General features: G+C 66.5%; 18 protein-coding genes and 1 pseudogene. 14 read left to right on the forward strand and 5 right to left on the reverse strand.

What is annotated here, in order from left to right; all coding sequences use genetic code 11:
• Positions 1 to 1,740 (reverse strand): annotated as a pseudogene (locus tag WS66_RS19535) (fumarate reductase/succinate dehydrogenase flavoprotein subunit).
• Positions 1,737 to 2,507: a GntR family transcriptional regulator gene (locus WS66_RS19540; RefSeq protein WP_059599946.1), complete on the reverse strand. Its 771-nt coding sequence runs from the start codon at positions 2,505 to 2,507 to the stop codon at positions 1,737 to 1,739. The pseudogene WS66_RS19535 and the gene WS66_RS19540 overlap by 4 nt, the downstream one beginning before the upstream one ends.
• A 30-nt stretch (positions 2,508 to 2,537) precedes the next feature.
• Between WS66_RS19540 and WS66_RS33720 the strand changes: the two genes are divergently transcribed.
• From WS66_RS33720 to WS66_RS19600, 13 genes are all read left to right on the forward strand, one after another.
• Entirely contained in the window at positions 2,538 to 2,783 is a 246-nt protein-coding gene (locus tag WS66_RS33720; RefSeq protein WP_159086559.1) for a hypothetical protein, read from the forward strand.
• 32 nt (positions 2,784 to 2,815) lie between these two features.
• Positions 2,816 to 4,033, forward strand: a complete 1,218-nt coding sequence (locus WS66_RS19545; protein ID WP_059599947.1) for an MFS transporter — start codon at positions 2,816 to 2,818, stop codon at positions 4,031 to 4,033.
• 285 nt (positions 4,034 to 4,318) lie between these two features.
• Positions 4,319 to 4,720 carry a DnaJ family domain-containing protein gene (locus WS66_RS19550; RefSeq protein ID WP_044843744.1) on the forward strand — a complete coding sequence of 134 codons (402 nt, stop codon included), beginning with the start codon at positions 4,319 to 4,321 and terminating at the stop codon, positions 4,718 to 4,720.
• Positions 4,717 to 5,298: a tRNA adenosine(34) deaminase TadA gene (tadA, locus tag WS66_RS19555; protein ID WP_059599948.1), complete on the forward strand. Its 582-nt coding sequence runs from the start codon at positions 4,717 to 4,719 to the stop codon at positions 5,296 to 5,298. Before WS66_RS19550 ends, tadA begins: the two co-directional genes overlap by 4 nt.
• A gap of 110 nt (positions 5,299 to 5,408) precedes the next feature.
• Positions 5,409 to 6,347 carry a muramoyltetrapeptide carboxypeptidase gene (gene ldcA, locus WS66_RS19560; protein ID WP_059599949.1) on the forward strand — a complete coding sequence of 313 codons (939 nt, stop codon included), beginning with the start codon at positions 5,409 to 5,411 and terminating at the stop codon, positions 6,345 to 6,347.
• A 307-nt stretch (positions 6,348 to 6,654) separates the two neighbouring features.
• Positions 6,655 to 7,359 carry a GntR family transcriptional regulator gene (locus WS66_RS19565; RefSeq protein WP_059599950.1) on the forward strand — a complete coding sequence of 235 codons (705 nt, stop codon included), beginning with the start codon at positions 6,655 to 6,657 and terminating at the stop codon, positions 7,357 to 7,359.
• 149 nt (positions 7,360 to 7,508) lie between these two features.
• A complete protein-coding gene (locus tag WS66_RS19570) occupies positions 7,509 to 8,993 on the forward strand; it encodes an NCS1 family nucleobase:cation symporter-1 (protein WP_059599951.1) in 1,485 nt (494 codons plus the stop codon).
• A 10-nt stretch (positions 8,994 to 9,003) separates the two neighbouring features.
• A complete protein-coding gene (locus tag WS66_RS19575; protein ID WP_059599952.1) occupies positions 9,004 to 9,840 on the forward strand; it encodes an aspartate/glutamate racemase family protein in 837 nt (278 codons plus the stop codon).
• A gap of 150 nt (positions 9,841 to 9,990) precedes the next feature.
• The gene (puuE, locus tag WS66_RS19580; RefSeq protein WP_059599953.1) at positions 9,991 to 10,944 is read left to right on the forward strand and encodes an allantoinase PuuE; all 954 of its coding nucleotides are present in this window, start codon (positions 9,991 to 9,993) and stop codon (positions 10,942 to 10,944) included.
• Positions 10,941 to 11,462, forward strand: a complete 522-nt coding sequence (gene uraD, locus WS66_RS19585) for a 2-oxo-4-hydroxy-4-carboxy-5-ureidoimidazoline decarboxylase (RefSeq protein WP_059599954.1) — start codon at positions 10,941 to 10,943, stop codon at positions 11,460 to 11,462. The genes puuE and uraD overlap by 4 nt, the downstream gene beginning before the upstream one ends.
• A gap of 61 nt (positions 11,463 to 11,523) precedes the next feature.
• Positions 11,524 to 12,537 carry an allantoicase gene (alc, locus tag WS66_RS19590; protein ID WP_059599955.1) on the forward strand — a complete coding sequence of 338 codons (1,014 nt, stop codon included), beginning with the start codon at positions 11,524 to 11,526 and terminating at the stop codon, positions 12,535 to 12,537.
• A complete protein-coding gene (locus WS66_RS19595) occupies positions 12,534 to 13,046 on the forward strand; it encodes an ureidoglycolate lyase (protein ID WP_059599956.1) in 513 nt (170 codons plus the stop codon). The genes alc and WS66_RS19595 overlap by 4 nt, the downstream gene beginning before the upstream one ends.
• A gap of 175 nt (positions 13,047 to 13,221) precedes the next feature.
• A complete protein-coding gene (locus tag WS66_RS19600) occupies positions 13,222 to 13,632 on the forward strand; it encodes an ACT domain-containing protein (RefSeq protein ID WP_059599957.1) in 411 nt (136 codons plus the stop codon).
• 97 nt (positions 13,633 to 13,729) lie between these two features.
• Here WS66_RS19600 and WS66_RS19605 read toward each other — a convergent pair whose 3' ends face one another.
• Positions 13,730 to 14,923, reverse strand: a complete 1,194-nt coding sequence (locus WS66_RS19605) for a urate hydroxylase PuuD (RefSeq protein WP_059599958.1) — start codon at positions 14,921 to 14,923, stop codon at positions 13,730 to 13,732.
• Between the two features lie 82 nt (positions 14,924 to 15,005).
• Complete coding sequence (gene uraH, locus WS66_RS19610) at positions 15,006 to 15,359, reverse strand: hydroxyisourate hydrolase (protein ID WP_012364099.1); 354 nt, start codon at positions 15,357 to 15,359, stop codon at positions 15,006 to 15,008.
• Between the two features lie 511 nt (positions 15,360 to 15,870).
• Here uraH and WS66_RS19615 point away from each other — a divergent pair.
• On the forward strand, positions 15,871 to 17,283 hold the full coding sequence (locus tag WS66_RS19615) for an 8-oxoguanine deaminase (RefSeq protein WP_059599959.1): 1,413 nt from the start codon (positions 15,871 to 15,873) through the stop codon (positions 17,281 to 17,283).
• Positions 17,284 to 17,401: 118 nt separating this feature from the next.
• Here WS66_RS19615 and WS66_RS19620 read toward each other — a convergent pair whose 3' ends face one another.
• Positions 17,402 to 18,331, reverse strand: a complete 930-nt coding sequence (locus tag WS66_RS19620) for a LysR substrate-binding domain-containing protein (protein WP_059599960.1) — start codon at positions 18,329 to 18,331, stop codon at positions 17,402 to 17,404.
• Positions 18,332 to 18,547 lie beyond the last annotated feature (216 nt).

An 18,547-nucleotide genomic window follows, 5' to 3' on the forward strand; every position in this document is an offset into this window, starting at 1 on the left:
TCAGAGGGCGGCCGCGAGGGCGGCCGGTTCGCGGATGCGCAGGTGCGCGTAGGCGCTGCGTTCGTCGTCGGCAAGCGGCACGACGTAGGGCTCGACCGGCCGTTTCTCGCTGCGCATCGTGCCGTCGGCATCTTTGCGCAACCATGTGTGGCAGAACCATTCAGCGTCGTTGCGATGCGGAAAATCGACGCGATGGTGGTATAGCCCCCAGCGGCTCTCGGTACGGAACAGCGACGCACGCGCGGCCATTTCGGCGCAGTCGCGAATCGCGCGCACTTCGGCCGCGCGCATCATTTCGTGCGGATGGACCGCCTTGAGTTATTCGATATCCTCAATAATGTCGTCAAAGCGTTGCAGTCCGATTTCCATCTTGCGCGTCACCTTCGGCGGTTGCAGGTAATCGTTCACCATGCGGCGCAGCTTGTATTCGACCTGCGCCGGTGCGAGGCCACGCTCGCGTGTGAGGGGCGCGAGCACGCGGGTGCGTTCGGCCGCGACCTGTTCGTCGTCCACCGGCGCGTGATCGCGGCCGGCCACGTAGTCGGCCGCGTTCTGCCCGGCGAACCAGCCGTAGGTGAATGCGCCGAGCATGTAGTTGTGCGGGACGGCCGCCATGTCGCCGGCCGCGTAGAGTCCCGGAACGGTTGTTTCCGCGCGGGCGTTCACGTATACGCCGGACGCGCTATGGCCGCTGCAGAAGCCGATCTCGGAGATGTGCATCTCGACCATCTGGCGTCGGTAGTCGGTGCCGCGCCCTGCGTGGAAGCGACCGCGGCTCGGCCGCTCGTTCGTGTGCAGGATCTGCTCGATGGTCTGGATCGTTTCCTCGGCGAGGTGGTCGAGCTTCAGGAACACCGGGCCGTTGCCGCCTTGCAGTTCCTGGTAGAACTCCCACATCATCTGGCCGCTCCAGTAGTCGCACTCGATGAAGCGTTCGCCCTTGCCGTTCGCGGTGAAGCCGCCGAGCGGGCCCGTCACGTACGCGCAGGCCGGGCCGTTGTAGTCCTTGATCAGCGGATTGATCTGGAAGCATTCGAGGTTCGCGAGCGCCGCGCCGGCGTGGTACGCCATCGCGTAGCCGTCGCCCGCGTTGGTCGGGTTTTCGTACGTGCCCATCAGGTATCCGGATGCCGGCAGCCCGAGGCGGCCGGCCGCGCCGCAGCACAGGATCACGGCCTTTGCTCGGATCACGTGGAAATCGGCCGTGCGGCAGTCGAAACCAAGCACGCCGCTCGCGAGGCCGTGCGCGTCGGTCAGCACGCGCGTCGCGACGATCCGGTTCGTGATCGCGATGCGCGCACGCTTCAGCTGCCGGTACAGTACCTTCTTGATGTCGTGACCTTCCGGCATCGGCAGCACGTACGAACCCATGTGGTGGACCTTCTTCACCGCGTAGTCGCCGGTGCCGTCCTTTTCGAACTTCACGCCCCAGCGGTCGAGCTGCTCGATCGTCGCGAAGCTGTGCGTCGCGTATGCGTATACGGCCTGCTGGTCGACGATCCCGTCGTTGGCGATCGTGATCTCGCGTGTGTACTGCTCGGGCGTCGCGTGGCCTGGAATCACCGCGTTGTTCAGGCCGTCCATCCCCATCGAAATCGCGCCGCTGCGCTTCACGTTGGCCTTCTCCAGCAGCAGCACGCGCAGCGACGGGTCGCGCTCCTTCGCCTTGATCGCCGCCATCGGACCGGCCGTGCCGCCGCCGACCACGACGATGTCGTATTCGAGTACATGGGTGTTCATTGCGGGTTCCTTAATGGTTGGTGCGTCTTCTGCCGGTCGATGCGCAGCCGGTACTGGAACGCGTCGCCACGGAAGTACAGGTGTTCGTAGTCGATCGGCGCGCCCGACGCGTCGTGCGTCAGGCGCTCTATCCGCAGCACGGGGCTGCTTTCCTCGACGCGCAGCGCATCGACGATTTCATCGTCGGCGAGGATCGCGTCGATCGACACGTCGGCGTGGCCGAGTGGCACGCCGCAGTCGTTCTCGAGAATCAGGAAGATGTCGCGGGTTGCGAGATCGGCGCCCGCGAGCCGCTTGCCGAGCGCCGCGGGCACCCATGTCTGCTCGAGCGACACGGGCTCGCGGTTCAGCAGCCGCACGCGGTGGATCTCGACGAGCGGCGCGCCTTCCGGCACGTTCAGCTTCGCTGCGAGATGGCGGTCGGCCTTCACGGTGCGAAAGCTGCGCAACTGGTTGACGATTTCGTAACCCATTGACGACATCGCCTCGGCGAAGCCCTGCAGCGATGTCACGTTCTGGAACGCCTTCGGCTTCGACACGAACGTGCCCTTGCCGTGCAGCCTGAACAGCAGGCCTTCCTTCTGCAGGTCGCCGAGCGCCTGGCGCACCGTGATGCGGCTCACGTCGAACATCGCGCAGAGTTCGTGCTCGGACGGCATCCTGCTGTGTGGCGCATAAGTGCCGTCGAGGATACGCGTGCGCAGCGTGTCCTTGATCTGCACGTAGAGCGGGGCCGCCGACAGCGGCACGACATTGGAGCGGGTCATCGGTCAACTTGTCATGACAAGAGGATTCGAGTGTGTGACCGCGTTCGCGCGCCCAAACCAACCATTTCTGATTTCGACATTCAGATTCCGGAAAAGCGGGGCGGCTGCGCGGCCGAGGTTCGTCCGGATCTGCCCCTTGTCGTCGACCGCTCGACGCCGTCGACGATGGGGCATGAGCGCCCGCATGTGCCACGCATGTCGATTCCCTGCTGCGTCGTTCGTCGTATCGATGTCGACCGGATTCGCGACGGCGTCAGTAGCCCGGTTCCTCATTGAGGCCTGACCTACGGAGAAAAAGGAGGTGCCAGATGCCTGATTCCCGCTATCGCTGGGTGATCGTCGCCGCGGGCGGCCTGATGGGCTGCATCGCGATCGGCGCGATGTTTTCGCTGCCCGTGTTCCTGCGGGCCATCGCACGCGACACCGGCTGGTCGATGACCGGCATTTCCGCCGCGATGACGCTCGGCTTCATCGCGATGGCCTTCGCGAGCATCGGCTGGGGCAGCCTGTCGGACCGGATCGGCACGCGTGCGGTGGTCGTGACGGGCGCCATTCTGCTGTCGGCGAGCCTGGCGCTTGCGAGCCGCGCGCCGTCGCTGCTCGCGTTCCAGCTCATTTTCGGGCTGGCCGTCGGCAGCGCGACGGCCGCGGTGTTCGCGCCGATGATGGCCTGCGTGACGGGCTGGTTCGACACGCATCGCAGTCTCGCGGTGTCGCTGGTGTCGGCCGGCATGGGCATGGCGCCGATGACGATGTCGCCGCTCGCGGCATGGCTCGTGTCGGGCCACGGCTGGCGCACGTCGATGTTGTTGATCGCCGCGCTCGCGGCCGCCGTGATGATTCCGGCGTCGCTGCTCGTGCGCCGCGCCCCCGCGCTCGATGGGCCGCACGCCGAGCCGGCGCCGGCCGGCGTGCCCCGATCCGCGCCGCTGTCGGTCGGCGGCGCGCTGCGCTCGCCGCAGTTTATCGTGCTGCTGCTGACCAATTTCTTCTGCTGCGCGACGCATTCCGGCCCGATCTTCCATACGGTCAGCTACGCGGTGACGTGCGGGATTCCGTTGATCGTCGCGGTGTCGATCTACAGCGTCGAGGGGCTCGCCGGCATGGGCGGGCGCATCGCGTTCGGGCTGCTGGGCGATCGCCTCGGCGCGAAGCGCATGCTCGTGGTGGGACTGCTCGCGCAGGCGCTCGGCGCGCTCGGCTACTACTTCGTGCGCACGCTCGACGGGTTCTACGCGGTCGCGACGCTGTTCGGTTTCATCTATGCGGGCGTGATGCCGCTCTATGCGGTGCTCGCGCGCGAAAACTTCCCGCTGCGGATGATGGGCACCGTGATCGGCGGCTGCGCGATGGCCGGCAGCCTCGGGATGGCGGCGGGGCCGGTCGCGGGCGGCCTGATCGTCGATGCGCTGGGCAGCTACGGTTGGCTGTACCTCGGATCGTTCGCGATCGGCATCGGCGCGTTCCTCGTCGCGATGATGTTCCGCCCGTTTTCGAAGGCGCGGTCGCAAGTGGTCGCCGCATGACCCGGCAGTCGCGAAACGGCGATTCCGGCGGGACGACGAACGCCGATCGACCCGGACGAAAATAAAAAAACAGGGCCGGACATCGCCCACGCAAACGGAGCGAAATCGGCGCAAAATCGGCGCGGAGCCTGCTGCGGCGCAGCACAGCGGCAAGTCGTGGCGATCGGCGCCCATGCGCGCCGATTCGGCCCTTAAAAAACACAATATCGAGCATGCCTTCGAAGGGCCTGTCATACGCACGTCACCCTGCTAGAATTCGGCTGCCGCATTTGTTCCGATTGACTGATGAGATTGCTTGACGCACTGGTCGAACAACGCATTGCCGCTGCTGCCGCGCGGGGCGAGTTCGACGATTTGCCGGGTACCGGCGCGCCGCAGGCGCTGGATGACGACCTGCTCGTACCCGAGGAGGTGCGGGTGGCCAACCGTATCCTGAAGAATGCGGGCTTCGTGCCGCCAGCCGTCGAGCAACTGCGCGCGCTGCGCAATCTGCAGGACGAACTGCAGGCGGTCAGCGATCGTGCCGCGCGCTGCCGGCTGCAGGCGAAGATCCTCGCCCTCGACATGGCGCTCGAATCGCTGCGCGGCGGCCCGATGGTGATGCCGCGCGATTATTGCCGGCGCATCGCGGAACGTCTGTGCGAGCGCGGGCTCGACGACGCGCCCGCCGAAGCGGGGCCGATGTGAGCGCCGACGCGCTGCACGACGCGGCAGCCGGATCGGTTGCCGCTCCCGATTCTCCCGTTCCCGAAGCCACACCCGTGTCGGCGCGCGACCTGCATTTCATGCGGCTCGCGCAGGCCGCCGCCGAAGAGGCGCGCGCGGCCGGCGAAGTGCCGGTCGGCGCGGTGCTCGTGCGCGGCGACGAGGTGATCGCACGCGGCTTCAACCACCCGATCGGCGGGCACGATCCGTCGGCCCATGCGGAAATGGCCGCGCTGCGCATGGCCGCGCAGCATCTGCAGAATTACCGGATGCCCGGCTGCGAGTTGTACGTGACGCTCGAGCCGTGCCTGATGTGCGCGGGCGCGATCATGCACGCACGCATCGCGCGAGTCGTCTACGGCGCCGCCGATCCGAAGACGGGCGCGTGCGGCAGCGTGATCGACGCGTTCGCGAATCCGCAACTCAACCACCATACCGACGTAACCGGCGGCGTGCTCGCCGATGAGTGCGGGGCCGCGCTGAAGTCGTTCTTCGCGGAGCGCCGTCGCGCGCTGCGTGAAGCACGGCTCGCACGCGACGCCGAATCCGGCGCGCCGTAACCCTTGCCGCGCCCGTCGCCCGGAGCGGGGCGGGGCGGGCAGCACGGTTCGGTGAACCGGAGACGGTTCGGACCCTCTAAGCAGGTTTGACGACCTCGATACCTTTCGCCATGTCCCTCCAGCCCGCTGCGTCCTACAATATCCGCCTGCTGGCGCCGTCCGGCTATCCGCACGACCCCGATGCGATCAACCGCGCGCTCGAGCGCCTGAGCGGCTCGCAACATCGCATCGAGAACATCGAGGCGACGCAGCGCCGCTTCCAGCGATTCGGCGGCACCGACGGCGAGCGGGCCGGCGACCTGAACCGCCTCGCGGATCCGGAACGCGCGCTGCCGGACATCGCGCTCGCGGTGCGCGGCGGCTACGGCGCCGCACGCATCCTGCACGGGCTCGACTATCGCGGGCTCGAGCGCCGCCTGCGCGACCAACCCATCGCGCTCGTCGGCCACAGCGACTTCACCGCGATCCAGCTCGCGCTGTACGCGAAGGCGCGCATCAAGTCTTTCGGCGGCCCGATGCTGTCGGCCGACTTCGGCGCGGAAACGCCGAGCGACTTCACGATGCAGCACTTCTGGCAGACGCTGACGCAGCCGAGCACGACGATCATCGCCGAGGCGCCGCAGGTGCAGTCCGTGAACGTGACGGGCACGCTGTGGGGCGGCAACCTGGCGATCCTCACATCGCTCATCGGCACGCCGTACATGCCCGACATCGAGGGCGGCATCCTGTTCGTCGAGGATGTCAACGAACAACCGTTCCGGATCGAGCGGATGATCTATCAACTGCATCTGTCGGGGCTGCTCGCGCGCCAGCAGGCGCTCGTGCTCGGCCAGTTCACCGGCGCGCGGCCGTTCGAATACGACAACGGCTACGACATGCAGGCGATGATCGACCAGGTGCGCGAGGTGATCGGCATTCCGGTCGTCACCGGGCTGCAGTTCGGCCACGTGCCCGACCTGCTGACGCTGCCGTTCGGCGCGCAGGCGCAACTGGTCGCGAATGCGCACGGGTTCCGGCTCACGTTGTCGGACTATCCGCACCTCGGCTGACGCTGACGTGGTCGATGAAAAGGCGGGAAACCCGCCTTTTTCTTTATGTAAGCGCGCAACTAACGGTCGAAAATCCCGGCGGACTTCGACAGCGTCGTAGCCAGTTATTGCACCAGTATTGTCAACAAAATACCGGGAAGGGTATACGACCAGAACGGCCTCTGTCATGGCATCCAGGCTTGGTGTGCATGGATTTCGCGCATCCCGCACCGATTGAGGTCGCGTCCGTGCACGCCGATTGTGCGAAACGCCGGAAAAGAATTGTTGACAATTTTTATGTCCGTCCTAGGATGAGGACCATCACACGATGCAGAACATGAACGATTCCGATACCCATCCGTCCGGCGCTGCCGGTCCCGAAGCGATCGCCGAGCGGATCCGCACGGCGATCCTCGAGCATCGGCTCGCGCCCGGCGCGAAGCTGACGGAGGCACAGCTCTGCGACGTGTTCGGCGTGAAGCGCGGAACGATCCGGCAGGCGCTCTCGCAGCTCGCGGCCGACAAGCTGGTCGATCTCGAACCGAACCGCGGTGCGTTCGTCGCGAGTCCGACGCTGCAGGACGTGCACGAGGTGTTCGAGATGCGCAGGATCATCGAGCTGGCCGTCGTCGAGCGGCTCGCGACGGGGCCGGGGGCGAAGCGGCTCAAGGGCGTCGCCGCGCTGATCGACAAGGAACGCAAGGCGTTCGAGCGGCACGACTTCGCGGCGTGGATCCGCCTGTCGGGCGAATTCCACACGGCGCTCGCGGCGCTGACGGGCAATGCGACGCTCTGCGAGTGCCTCGACGGGCTCGTCGCACGCTCGACGTTGATGTCGGCGCTGTATGAATCGCACGGGCGCAGCCCGTGCTCGTGCGACGACCATGACGAGATACTGACCGCACTGGAAGCGGGCGATTCGAAGCGGGCGGTGACGCTGATGGCGCACCACCTGCAGCATGTCGAACTGAAGATGCTGGACCGGCCCGCGCAAGGGCAGGTCGATTTGCGCGAAGTGTTCGGCGGCGCCTGAGCGGCGACGCGAACCCGGCCGCGCGCCACACGACAAGAGCAATGCAGGCCGGCGGTTCGCGCCGCCGGCCGCCAGTCCGACTCCGGGCAACGATCCGGAGCGATATCGATGACGGTGGAGCGGCTGTTCGGCCGCGTCAAGGAGAAGTCATGGCTCAGTTCAGTGTGGCGCACGACAGTGCGTATCCGGCGGAAGAAGGCGGCGAGGGCGGCGGCCCCACGTTGCCGGACGGTTACAGTCAACGTTTGTACAACGAAGATTTGGCACCCCTTAAGAATCAGACATGGGGCGCTTACAACATCTTCGCATTCTGGATGTCGGACGTGCACAGCGTCGGCGGCTACGTGTTCGCGGGCAGCCTCTTCGCGCTCGGGTTGACGAGCTGGCAGGTGCTGATCGCGCTGATCGTCGGCATCACGATCGTGAACCGGCTGTGCAACCTGATCGCGCGGCCGAGCCAGCAGATCGGCGTACCGTATCCGGTCGCGTGCCGCGCGACGTTCGGCGTGCTCGGCGCGAACGTGCCGGCCGTGATCCGCGGGCTGATCGCGATCGCGTGGTATGGCATCCAGACCTATCTCGCGTCCAGCGCGCTCGTGATCGTCGTGCTGAAGTTCTTTCCGCAATGGCTGCCGTACGCGGACGTCCATCGCTACGGCTTCCTCGGGCTGTCGGCGGTCGGCTGGGCCGGCTTCATGCTGCTGTGGGTGCTGCAGGCACTCGTGTTCTGGAACGGGATGGAGACGATCAAGAAGTTCATCGACTTCGCGGGCCCGGCCGTCTACGTCGTGATGTTCATCCTGGCCGGCTACATGGTGTGGCGCGCGGGATGGCGCAACATCGGCATCAACCTCGGCGGCGTGAAGTATCACGGCGCGGAAGTGATTCCGGTGATGATCACGGCCGTGTCGCTCGTCGTGTCGTACTTCTCCGGGCCGATGCTCAATTTCGGCGACTTCTCGCGCTACTGCCGCTCGTTCGGCGACGTGAAGCGCGGCAACTTCTGGGGGCTGCCGGTCAACTTCCTCGCGTTCTCACTCGTCACGGTGATCACCACCGCCGCGACGCTTCCGGTGTTCGGCGAACTCATCACCGATCCCGTCGAGACGGTCGGCCGCATCGACCACCCGACCGCCGTGATCCTCGGCGCGCTGACCTTCACGATCGCGACGATCGGCATCAACATCGTCGCGAACTTCGTGTCGCCCGCGTTCGACTTCTCGAACGTCGCGCCGCGGCTGATCAGCTGGCGCGCGGGCGGAATGCTCGCGGCCGTCGCGTCGATCTTCATCACGCCGTGGAACCTGTTCAACAATCCGGCCGTGATCCACTACACGCTCGACGTGCTCGGCGCGTTCATCGGCCCGCTGTACGGCGTGCTGATCGCCGACTTTTACCTCGTCAAGCGCGGCCGGCTCGTGCGCGACGACCTGTACACGATGTCGGAGCGCGGCACCTACTGGTACACGGGCGGCGTGAATCGCCGCGCGCTCGCGGCGCTGCTGCCGGCCGCGGTGATCGCCGTCATCTGCGTGATGGTGCCGGGCTGGCAGGCCGCTGCGAACTTCTCGTGGTTCATCGGCGCGGGGCTCGGCTTCGTGTTCTACCGGCTGCTCGTGAGCACGAAGGCCTGAGGAGCGCACGATGAAGATCAAGCTGATCAATCCGAACACGACGCAGCGGATGACCGACGCGATGGGCCGCTGCGCGCGTGAAATCGCGGCGGCAGGCACCGAGATCGTCGCGGTGAGCCCGCCCATGGGGCCGCCGTCGATCGAAGGCTATTACGACGAGGCGCTCGCGACGCCCGGGCTTCTGGCCGAGATCGCGCAGGGCGAGCGCGATGGCTGCGACGCGTACGTGATCGCGTGTTTCGGCGACCCGGGCCTGTATGCGGCGCGCGAACTCGCGCGCGGGCCGGTCATCGGGATCGCCGAGGCGGCAATGCATGCGGCGAGCGTGCTCGCGCCGGGCTTCTCGGTCGTCACGACCCTCGCGCGTACCTGCGGGATGGCGTGGCATCTCGCCGAGCGCTACGGGATGAAGCGGTTCTGCCGCAACGTGCGGGCGACCGACGTCGCGGTGCTCGAGCTCGACCGGCCCGGTTCGGCGGCGCGGCGGATCATCGTCGACGAATGCCGGCGTGCGCTCGACGAGGACGGCGCCGACGCGATCGTCCTCGGCTGCGCCGGGATGGCCGAATTCGCGCACGAGATCGAGCAGCAGATCGGCGCGCCGGTCGTGGAAGGCGTCACGGCGGCCGTCAAGTGGGCCGAGGCGCTCGTCGCGCTGCGCCTCGCGACCGCGAAGCGCGGCGACTATGCGCGGCCGCTGCCGAAGCGCTACGACGGCGAATTCGCGCGTTTCAGCCCGCCGGAGGACGCGCCCGCACCCGCGCCGGCCGCCTCCACGGCGCGAAGCGGGGGCGACGCGTCGGAACCGGTCCCGAATTTGCCGCAACCGCACATACACGCCGTCTGACATGCACTATCTGCGCCGCTGTATGGGCGCGTATGAACCTTTTCGCTACACTGGGCCGTCATCGCATCGGCCCGTGCGGCCGGCCTCCGGCACCCGCGCGGGTCGATGCGAACCCATTACTTCAGCAAGCTTTCGCCGCACTTCGAACCCATGTCACTCGATCCCAACTATCCTCGCGACCTGATCGGCTACGGCCGCCATCCCGTGCAGGCGAACTGGCCCGGGCGTGCCCGCGTCGCCGTGCAATTCGTCCTGAACTACGAGGAGGGGGGCGAGAACTGCGTGCTGCACGGCGATCCGGGTTCCGAGCAGTTCCTGTCCGAAATCGTCGGCGCGGCTGCGTATCCGGACCGCCACATGAGCATGGAATCGATCTACGAATACGGTTCGCGTGCCGGCGTGTGGCGCATCTTGCGCGAATTCGAGAAGCGCGGGCTGCCGCTGACGGTGTTCGGCGTGGGCATGGCGATCGAGCGTCATCCGGAACTCGCCCGCGCATTCGTCGAGCTGGGTCATGAAATCGCGTGCCACGGCTGGCGCTGGATCCACTACCAGAGCATGACGCCGGAACTCGAAGCCGAGCACATGCGCCTCGGGATGGAAGCGATCGAGCGCGTGACGGGCGAACGTCCGCTCGGCTGGTACACCGGCCGTGACAGCCCGAACACGCATCGTCTCGTCGCGGAATACGGCGGCTTCCTGTACGACTCTGACAACTACGGCGACGACCTGCCGTTCTGGATGGACGTCGACGTGTCGGGCGGCAGGAAGTTGCCGCAACTGATCGTGCCGTACACGCTCGACACGAACGACATGCGCTTCGCGACGCCGCAGGGCTTCAACACCGGCGACCACTTCTTCGACTACCTGCGCGACGCATTCGACGTGCTGTACGCGGAGGGCGACGAAGCGCCGAAGATGCTGTCGATCGGCATGCACTGCCGTCTGCTCGGCCGGCCGGGGCGTTTCCGCGGGCTGCAGCGTTTCCTGGATCACATCGAGAAGCACGATCGCGTATGGGTGACGCGCCGTGTCGATATCGCGCGTCATTGGCGTGAACATCATCCGTATCAGCCCAATCATCGAAACGAAGGGAAAGCATGAAGGCGATGCGTTACACGTTGGAGCAACTGAACACGATGGCGCCGAGCGCATTCGTCGCGGCGCTGTCGGGGATCTTCGAACATTCGCCGTGGGTGGCCGAGGTCGCCGCGGGCGAGCGGCCGTTCGCGAGCATCGACGCGCTGCACGAAACGATGTCGAACGCGGTGGAGACGGGCGGCGAAGTGCGCCAGCTCGCGCTGATCAATGCTCACCCGGAGCTCGCCGGCAAGGCCGCCGTGCGCGGCGAGCTGACGGCCGAGTCGACGCGCGAGCAGAGCGGCGCGGGCCTCGACCAGTGCACGCAGGAAGAGTTCGACAAGCTGCTGACGCTGAACCGCACGTATCGCGAGAAGTTTGGCTTTCCGTTCATCCTCGCGGTGCGCGGCTACGACCGGCACGGCATCATCGCGAACTTCGAGTCGCGCGTGAATCATTCGCGCACCGAGGAACTGCGCGCGAGCCTCGACCAGATCTACCGGATCGCGCGCTTTCGCCTCGACGACCTGATCGACGCCTGACACCTCACGACGGCCTGCTGCGTCGCGGCGGCCGATCGCATCACTGAAACAAGGAAACATCATGGCTGTTCCGCTTCTCGATCCCGACGCCCCCGACTTCACGCGGCGCTACGTGAACCTCGCCGACCCGCGCCTCGGTGCGCAGGCGCTCGAGGCCAGCGACGACTTCTTCGCGCCCAAGGACCGGATGCTGAACCCCGAGCCGGCGGTGTTCATCCCCGGCAAGTACGACGACCACGGCAAGTGGATGGACGGCTGGGAGACGCGCCGCAAGCGCACGACGGGCTATGACTGGTGCATCGTCAAGCTCGCGCGGCCGGGCGTGATCAAGGGCTTCGACATCGACACGAGCCACTTCACCGGCAACTTCCCGCCGGCCGCGTCGATCGAGGCGGCATACGTGGCCGATGGCGCTCCGACGCATGCGACCGAATGGGTAGAGATCGTGCCGTCGACGACGCTGCAGGGCAACAGCCATCACTATGTCGAAGCGAGCGACGCGCGTGCGTTCACGCACCTGCGCGTGAACATCTATCCGGACGGCGGCATCGCGCGCCTGCGCGTGTATGGCCAGCCGCAGCTTGACTGGGCCGGCGCGAGCGCGACCGAGCAGTTCGACCTCGCGGCGATGGAAAACGGCGGCTACGTGGTAGCCGCGAACAACCAGCATTTCGGCGTCGCGTCGAACCTGCTGCTGCCGGGCCGCGGCGTGAACATGGGCGATGGCTGGGAGACCCGCCGCCGCCGCGAACCGGGCAACGACTGGGCGATCATCGCGCTCGCGCAGCCGGGCGTGATCCGCAAGATCGAAGTCGATACCGCTTTCTTCAAGGGCAATTACCCGGACCGCTGCTCGATCCAGGCCGCGTACGTGTCGGGCGGCACCGACAGCTCGCTGATCACGCAGTCGATGTTCTGGCCGGTGCTGCTCGGCGAACAGAAGCTGCAGATGGACAAGCAGCATTACTTCGAGCACGAGATCGCATCGCTGGGCCCCGTGACCCACGTGCGCCTGAACATCATTCCGGACGGCGGTGTGTCGCGCCTGCGTCTGTGGGGGACGCTCGACAAATGAAGACACTCGTAATCGAACCGCTGACCAAGGACGCGTTCGCGCCGTTCGGCGATGTGATCGAAACGGAAGGCGCGAAGCAGATTCCGATCAACCTCGGCACGACGATCCGCTTTCACGATCTCGCGAAGGTCGACGTGACCGACGAAGACGGACGCACGCTCGTCAACCTGTTCCGCGGCCAGCCCCGCACGCTGCCGTTCGAGGTGAAGATGCTCGAGCGCCATCCGCTCGGCAGCCAGGCGTTCGTGCCGCTGAACGACCAGCCGTATCTCGTCGTCGTCGCGCCGGCGGGCGATCTCGATCCGTCGAAGATCCGCGCGTTCGTGACGAGCGGGTGGCAGGGGGTGAACTATGCGAAGGGCGTGTGGCATCACCCGCTGATCGCGCTCGGCGGCGTCAGCGACTTCATCGTCGTCGATCGCGGCGGCGACGGATTGAACCTGAACGAGCAGGACCTGCCGGAATCGCTGTGGCTCACCGAGGACGCACTTGATGCGCTGACGGCCTGAGCAGCGTTTCGCCAGTACCGTTTCATCGAAGAGACCCGCGCGACCTGCGCGGGTTTTTTTATGGTCTCGGCGCACGCATCACGGCATGACGCCGCCGCTACGTCGAAGACGTCGATCGCGTGCTATCGTGCCCGCATCGCCACCGCACGACGCCCGGTTCCCGGGCCGTACCACGATGAGCCAACCTGAAAACGACCTCGCGATCCTGTTGCGCACGATGCGGCCGGAACTGCATCGCGGTGCGTTCGCCTTCGTCGCACTGCCGGACGATGTCGACATATCGTTATCCGAAGCGATTGCGACGTTCCGGGAAACGGAAGGCATGACGGTCGTCGTCGACGAGGCAACGGCTGTACGTCGCGGCTGGCCCGTGCTGTTCCGCGCCGCGTGGATCACGCTGACGGTGCATTCGGACCTCGCGGCGGTCGGCCTGACGGCCGCGTTCGCGAGCGCCCTCGGCGCGGCAGGCATCAGCTGCAACGTGATGGCTGCTGCGTATCACGATCACATCTTCGTTCCGTTCGACGACGGCCCGCGCGCGCTTGATGCGCTCGTCGCGCTGCAGCGCGACGCGATGCGGGGCTAGCGGGGCACACGTTCTGGACGGGCAAAAAAACGGGCCCGTTTCCGGGCCCGCGAACGGAGAGGATTGCGCCGGCAACCGACGGCCGGCGCACGGCGGCTTACTTGACCGCGCCACCCTCGAACCATGCGGCGAGCTTCACGCGCTCGTCGTCGGTCATGTGCGTGACGTTGCCGATCGGCATCGCCTTCAGGCGCACGGCCTGTTCGTAGATGCGTTGCGCGTTCTTCGATACTTCGTCCGGCGTATCGAACATCACGCCGGCGGGCGCGCTGCCCATCAGCGTCGGCTTCGCCGAGTGGCACTCGACGCAGCGCTGCTGCAGGATCGGCATGATGTCGTTGATCACGATCTTCGGTGCGTTGGCCGCCTGCGCTTCCGGCGCGACCGGCTTTGGCATCGTCCACACCAGTGCGCCCGACAGCAGCGCGACGCCGCCGATCGGCAGGTACCACAGCTGCTTGCCGCGGTGACGCATCACGAAGAACTGACGGATCAGCGCGCCGGCCAGCATGATCAGCACGAGCACGACCCAGTTGAACTTGTTCGTGTACGTCATCGCATAGTGGTTCGACAGCATCGCGAACACGACCGGCAGCGTGAAATACGTGTTGTGCACCGAACGCTGCTTGCCGCGCTTGCCGTAGATCGGGTTCGGTTCTTCGCCCTTGAGCATCTTGTCGACCATCTTGCGCTGGCCCGGGATGATCACGAAGAACACGTTCGCCGACATGATCGTCGCGAGCATCGCGCCGACGATCAGGTACGCCGCACGGCCCGAGAAGATGTGGCACGCGAGGTACGCGGCGACGACGACGTAGACGCCGACGCAGATGCCCAGCACGCGATCGTTGGTGCCGAGGATTCGGCACAGCGAGTCGTAGACGATCCAGCCGGCCGCGAGGAAGCCGAGGGCGGAGGCGACGGCGACCACCGGGCCCATGTCGAGCACGCTCTTGTCGATCAGGTACGTGTTCGGTGCGAGCAGGTACAGCACGAAGAACAGCGAGAAGCCCGACAGCCAGGTCGTGTACGACGGCCACTTCGACCAGTGCAGGTCATCCGGCATTTCCGGCGGGGCGACCGTGTACTTCTGCATGTTGTAGAAACCACCACCGTGGACATGCCACAGTTCGCCGAACACGCCGCGCTTGCGCTGGTTCGCGTCGGTCGGCGGTTTCAGGCTGTTGTCGAGCGCGACGAAATAGAAGGACTCGCCGATCCACGCAATGGCGACGATGACGTGCAGCCATCGCAGCGCGAGGTTCAGCCAGTCGGTGATGAAGCCTTCCATGAAACTCCTCCAGACTCAGATCGTTGTCTTTGATGCGGGCGCCGATGCGTCGGGCGCCGGTGCGTCGGGCGCCGATGCGCTGTCAGCTGCCGCGATAGGTGCTGTACGACCACGGCGACACGAGCAGCGGCACGTGGTAGTGCGATGCGGTGTCGGCGATGCCGAAGCGCAGGACGACGCGGTCGACGAAGCGGGGTTCGGGCACCTTCACGCCGAGCGATGCGAAGTAGTCGCCGGCATGGAAAACGAGTTCGTATTCGCCGGCGGCGAGCGCGGCGCCTTCGAGCAGGGGTGCGTCGCAGCGGCCGTCGCTATTGGTCAGAACGGTCTTGATTGCGCGGCGCGATTCGCCGTCCAGCGCGTAGAGGTCCACCTTGATGGCAGCGCCGGGGCGACCGTGTGCCGTATCGAGTACGTGGGTAGTGAGCTTTCCCATTCGCAATTGTCCTTGTGTGAATGCGAGGTTCGGCGGCGACTCGATCCATTGACTGTGCGGCGGATCGAGGCTCCACGTCACGTGGCTACATACCCGTCGGCGAGATTGAAGCGAGCGCCGTGCAGGCATTGTAAAAAGGTTCCCCGCGCAAATACGGGCGCGATATCAAAGATAATGCGCTGCGCATGAGCGGCTGTCGACGGCACGCCGGATACGGCTTCCGACGGCTGTTTCGGGCGCTCGGACGGGCGTTGCGCGGCGTACCATATCGAATCCGTGAAACGCGGTATTCCGGATCGCGCATTGTGTGCGGCGCGCGCTTGGGCGATCCTCCCGGCGTGCGCGTCGGCCCGTGGCCCGCGCGCACCCCGAAGACGGCGAGCACGCCGGGTAACCGGGCCAGGGCGTTCGAACGGACGCAGGCACCGGAGCGTGCCGCGATTCAGCGTTCGAACGGCTGTGTGACCGCTCCCAGGAACCGCCCCTGGGGGCAGACCGACGCGGAGAACGCATGAACCTCGAGCAGCACGCCGGCGCACGCGCGCCGAACTCTTCCTCATCCCGCCCGAAAACCCTGCTGGTGAAGCACGCCGACGTGCTCGTGACCATGGACGACACGCGCCGCGAGCTGCGCGACGCGGGGCTCTATATCGAAGACAACCGGATCGTCGCGGTCGGCCCGAGCGCCGAGTTGCCCGATACCGCGGACGAAGTGCTCGACCTGCGCGGCCACCTCGTGATCCCGGGGCTCGTGAACACGCATCACCACATGTACCAGAGCCTCACGCGCGCGGTGCCGGCCGCGCAGAACGCCGAACTGTTCGGCTGGCTGACGAACCTGTACCGGATCTGGGCGCACCTGACGCCCGAGATGATCGAGGTGTCGACGCTGACCGCGATGGCCGAGCTGTTGCAGTCGGGCTGCACGACGTCGAGCGACCATCTGTACATCTATCCGAACGGCAGCAGGCTCGACGACAGCATCGGCGCCGCGCAGCGAATCGGCATGCGCTTTCATGCGAGCCGCGGCGCGATGAGCGTCGGCCAGCGCGATGGCGGGCTGCCGCCCGATTCGGTCGTCGAGCGCGAGCCCGATATCCTGCGCGACGCGCAGCGACTGATCGAGACCTATCACGACGAAGGCCGCTACGCGATGCTGCGGGTGGTGGTCGCGCCGTGCTCGCCGTTCTCGGTGAGTCGCGGCCTGATGCGCGATGCGGCCGTGCTGGCGCGCGACTACGGCGTATCGCTGCACACGCACCTGGCCGAGAACGTCAACGACATCGCGTACAGCCGCGAGAAGTTTGGGATGACGCCTGCCGAATACGCGGAAGATCTCGGCTGGGTCGGCCACGACGTGTGGCACGCGCACTGCGTGCAGCTCGACGATGCGGGCATCGGCCTGTTCGCGCGCACCGGCACCGGCGTCGCGCACTGCCCATGTTCGAACATGCGGCTCGCATCGGGCATCGCGCCCGTGAAGAAGATGCGTCTCGCGGGTGTGCCGGTCGGGCTCGGCGTCGACGGTTCCGCGTCGAACGACGGCGCGCAGATGGTTGCGGAAGTGCGGCAGGCGCTGCTGCTGCAGCGGGTCGGTTTCGGGCCCGACGCGATGACCGCGCGCGAGGCGCTCGAGATCGCGACGCTGGGCGGCGCGAAGGTGCTGAACCGTGACGACATCGGCGCGCTGAAGCCCGGCATGGCCGCGGACTTCGCCGCGTTCGACCTGCGTCAGCCGCTGTTCGCGGGCGCGCTGCACGATCCGGTCGCGGCGCTCGTGTTCTGCGCGCCGTCGCAGACGGCGTACACGGTGGTGAACGGGAAGGTGGTGGTGCGGGAAGGGCGGCTCGCGACGCTCGACCTGCCGCCGGTCATCGAGCGTCACAACGCGCTGGCGCAAGCACTCGTGGAGGCGTCGCGCTGACGCATCGATGTGAAGGTCGCGCTGCGATCGGGCGCGTGGCCGCGGCCATGGCCGCCACACGCCACGATCGCACGGGGCCGCACCGCGGCGGCATGGCCGCCGCGCGCGTCGTGCGCGATTACGTCTCGATCAGCGTGCGGGTTGCTTCAGCGACGAGGCTGCGCAGCCAGCGCACTTCGTCGGAGTAGTGGCAGCGTTCGTGCCACAGCTGGTAGTACTGCATCGGCGGGAAGTCGAGCGGCGCCGGCACGACCGACAGCGGCAGGAACTTCGCGTAGTGATCGGCGAACAGGCGCGTCGTCGTGAAGATCAGGTCGGACTTCACCAGCACGTACGGCGCGAGGTTGAAGTACGGCAGCGTGACGACCACGTGACGCTTGAGCCGTTCGCGCGCGAGATGCACGTCGATCGCGCCGCGCTGGCCGACCGAGTACGGCGTCGGCGCGAGATGCGGCGCGTTCAGGTACTGGTCGAGCGTGAGCCCGCCGCGCTTCGCGAACGGATGCGTGTTGCTCATCAGGCAGACGATTTCATCGACGAACAGGTTCGACAGGTGCAGCTGCTCGGGTGGCTCGGGCCAGTTGCCGACGACGATGTCGAGCTTGCCGTCTTCCAGCGCGAGCTCGTAGTCGAATGCGGGGCCGAGCGAGTGGAACTCGAGCGTCGCGTTCGGCGCCGCCTGGCGGAAGCGTTCGACGACGGTCGGCACGAACAGCACGTTCAGGTAGTCGGGGCAGCCGATCCGGTAGCAGCGGATCGACGTGGCCGGGTCGAAATTGTGCTGCTGGAACTTGATGCGCTCGATTTCGCGCAGTGCGTTCTGCACCGGCTCGAGCAGGCGCAATCCATATTCGGTTGGGACCATGCCGGACTTGCCGCGCACGAGCAGCGGGTCGCCTGTGATGTCGCGCAGGCGCCGCAGTGCGGCGCTGATCGCCGGTTGCGACTGGTTCAGTTTGACGGCCGCGCGCGTGACGCTGCGCTCCATCAACAAGGTGTGCAAGACGCGCAAGAGGTACGTGTCGATCGCCTCGCGTTGCTGACTCATGATTTCTCCGGTTTATATGTCTGGGCTGATCGAGGGGTGATGTGGGTATATGGTTTTTAATATGAACGAAAACCAGCGTCAAGAGATGGATACCCGCACACGCACGCCGGCCGGGCCTCGCGAAGGGACCCGAACGGGGCGTGATGCGGGTGGGCGCGGCGCCGCGCGGATGCGCATTGCACGCATCCGGCGGCCAGTGCACCGCGCGTGACGCGC

It is taken from the genome of Burkholderia sp. LA-2-3-30-S1-D2 (assembly GCF_001523915.2).
GTDB classification, from domain to species: domain Bacteria; phylum Pseudomonadota; class Gammaproteobacteria; order Burkholderiales; family Burkholderiaceae; genus Burkholderia; species Burkholderia diffusa.

Coding starts and splice junctions, on each gene's coding strand:
- WS66_RS19620 (WP_059599960.1), bottom strand. CDS start 18,331: ATGAGTCAGCAACGCGAGGCGATCGACACGTACCTCTTGCGCGTCTTG.
- WS66_RS19600 (WP_059599957.1), top strand. CDS start 13,222: ATGAGCCAACCTGAAAACGACCTCGCGATCCTGTTGCGCACGATGCGG.
- WS66_RS19595 (WP_059599956.1), top strand. CDS start 12,534: ATGAAGACACTCGTAATCGAACCGCTGACCAAGGACGCGTTCGCGCCG.
- uraD (WP_059599954.1), top strand. CDS start 10,941: ATGAAGGCGATGCGTTACACGTTGGAGCAACTGAACACGATGGCGCCG.
- WS66_RS19570 (WP_059599951.1), top strand. CDS start 7,509: ATGGCTCAGTTCAGTGTGGCGCACGACAGTGCGTATCCGGCGGAAGAA.
- WS66_RS19545 (WP_059599947.1), top strand. CDS start 2,816: ATGCCTGATTCCCGCTATCGCTGGGTGATCGTCGCCGCGGGCGGCCTG.
- WS66_RS19605 (WP_059599958.1), bottom strand. CDS start 14,923: ATGGAAGGCTTCATCACCGACTGGCTGAACCTCGCGCTGCGATGGCTG.
- WS66_RS19540 (WP_059599946.1), bottom strand. CDS start 2,507: ATGACCCGCTCCAATGTCGTGCCGCTGTCGGCGGCCCCGCTCTACGTG.
- ldcA (WP_059599949.1), top strand. CDS start 5,409: ATGTCCCTCCAGCCCGCTGCGTCCTACAATATCCGCCTGCTGGCGCCG.
- WS66_RS19575 (WP_059599952.1), top strand. CDS start 9,004: ATGAAGATCAAGCTGATCAATCCGAACACGACGCAGCGGATGACCGAC.
- WS66_RS19565 (WP_059599950.1), top strand. CDS start 6,655: ATGCAGAACATGAACGATTCCGATACCCATCCGTCCGGCGCTGCCGGT.
- alc (WP_059599955.1), top strand. CDS start 11,524: ATGGCTGTTCCGCTTCTCGATCCCGACGCCCCCGACTTCACGCGGCGC.
- WS66_RS19615 (WP_059599959.1), top strand. CDS start 15,871: ATGAACCTCGAGCAGCACGCCGGCGCACGCGCGCCGAACTCTTCCTCA.
- WS66_RS19550 (WP_044843744.1), top strand. CDS start 4,319: ATGAGATTGCTTGACGCACTGGTCGAACAACGCATTGCCGCTGCTGCC.
- puuE (WP_059599953.1), top strand. CDS start 9,991: ATGTCACTCGATCCCAACTATCCTCGCGACCTGATCGGCTACGGCCGC.
- uraH (WP_012364099.1), bottom strand. CDS start 15,359: ATGGGAAAGCTCACTACCCACGTACTCGATACGGCACACGGTCGCCCC.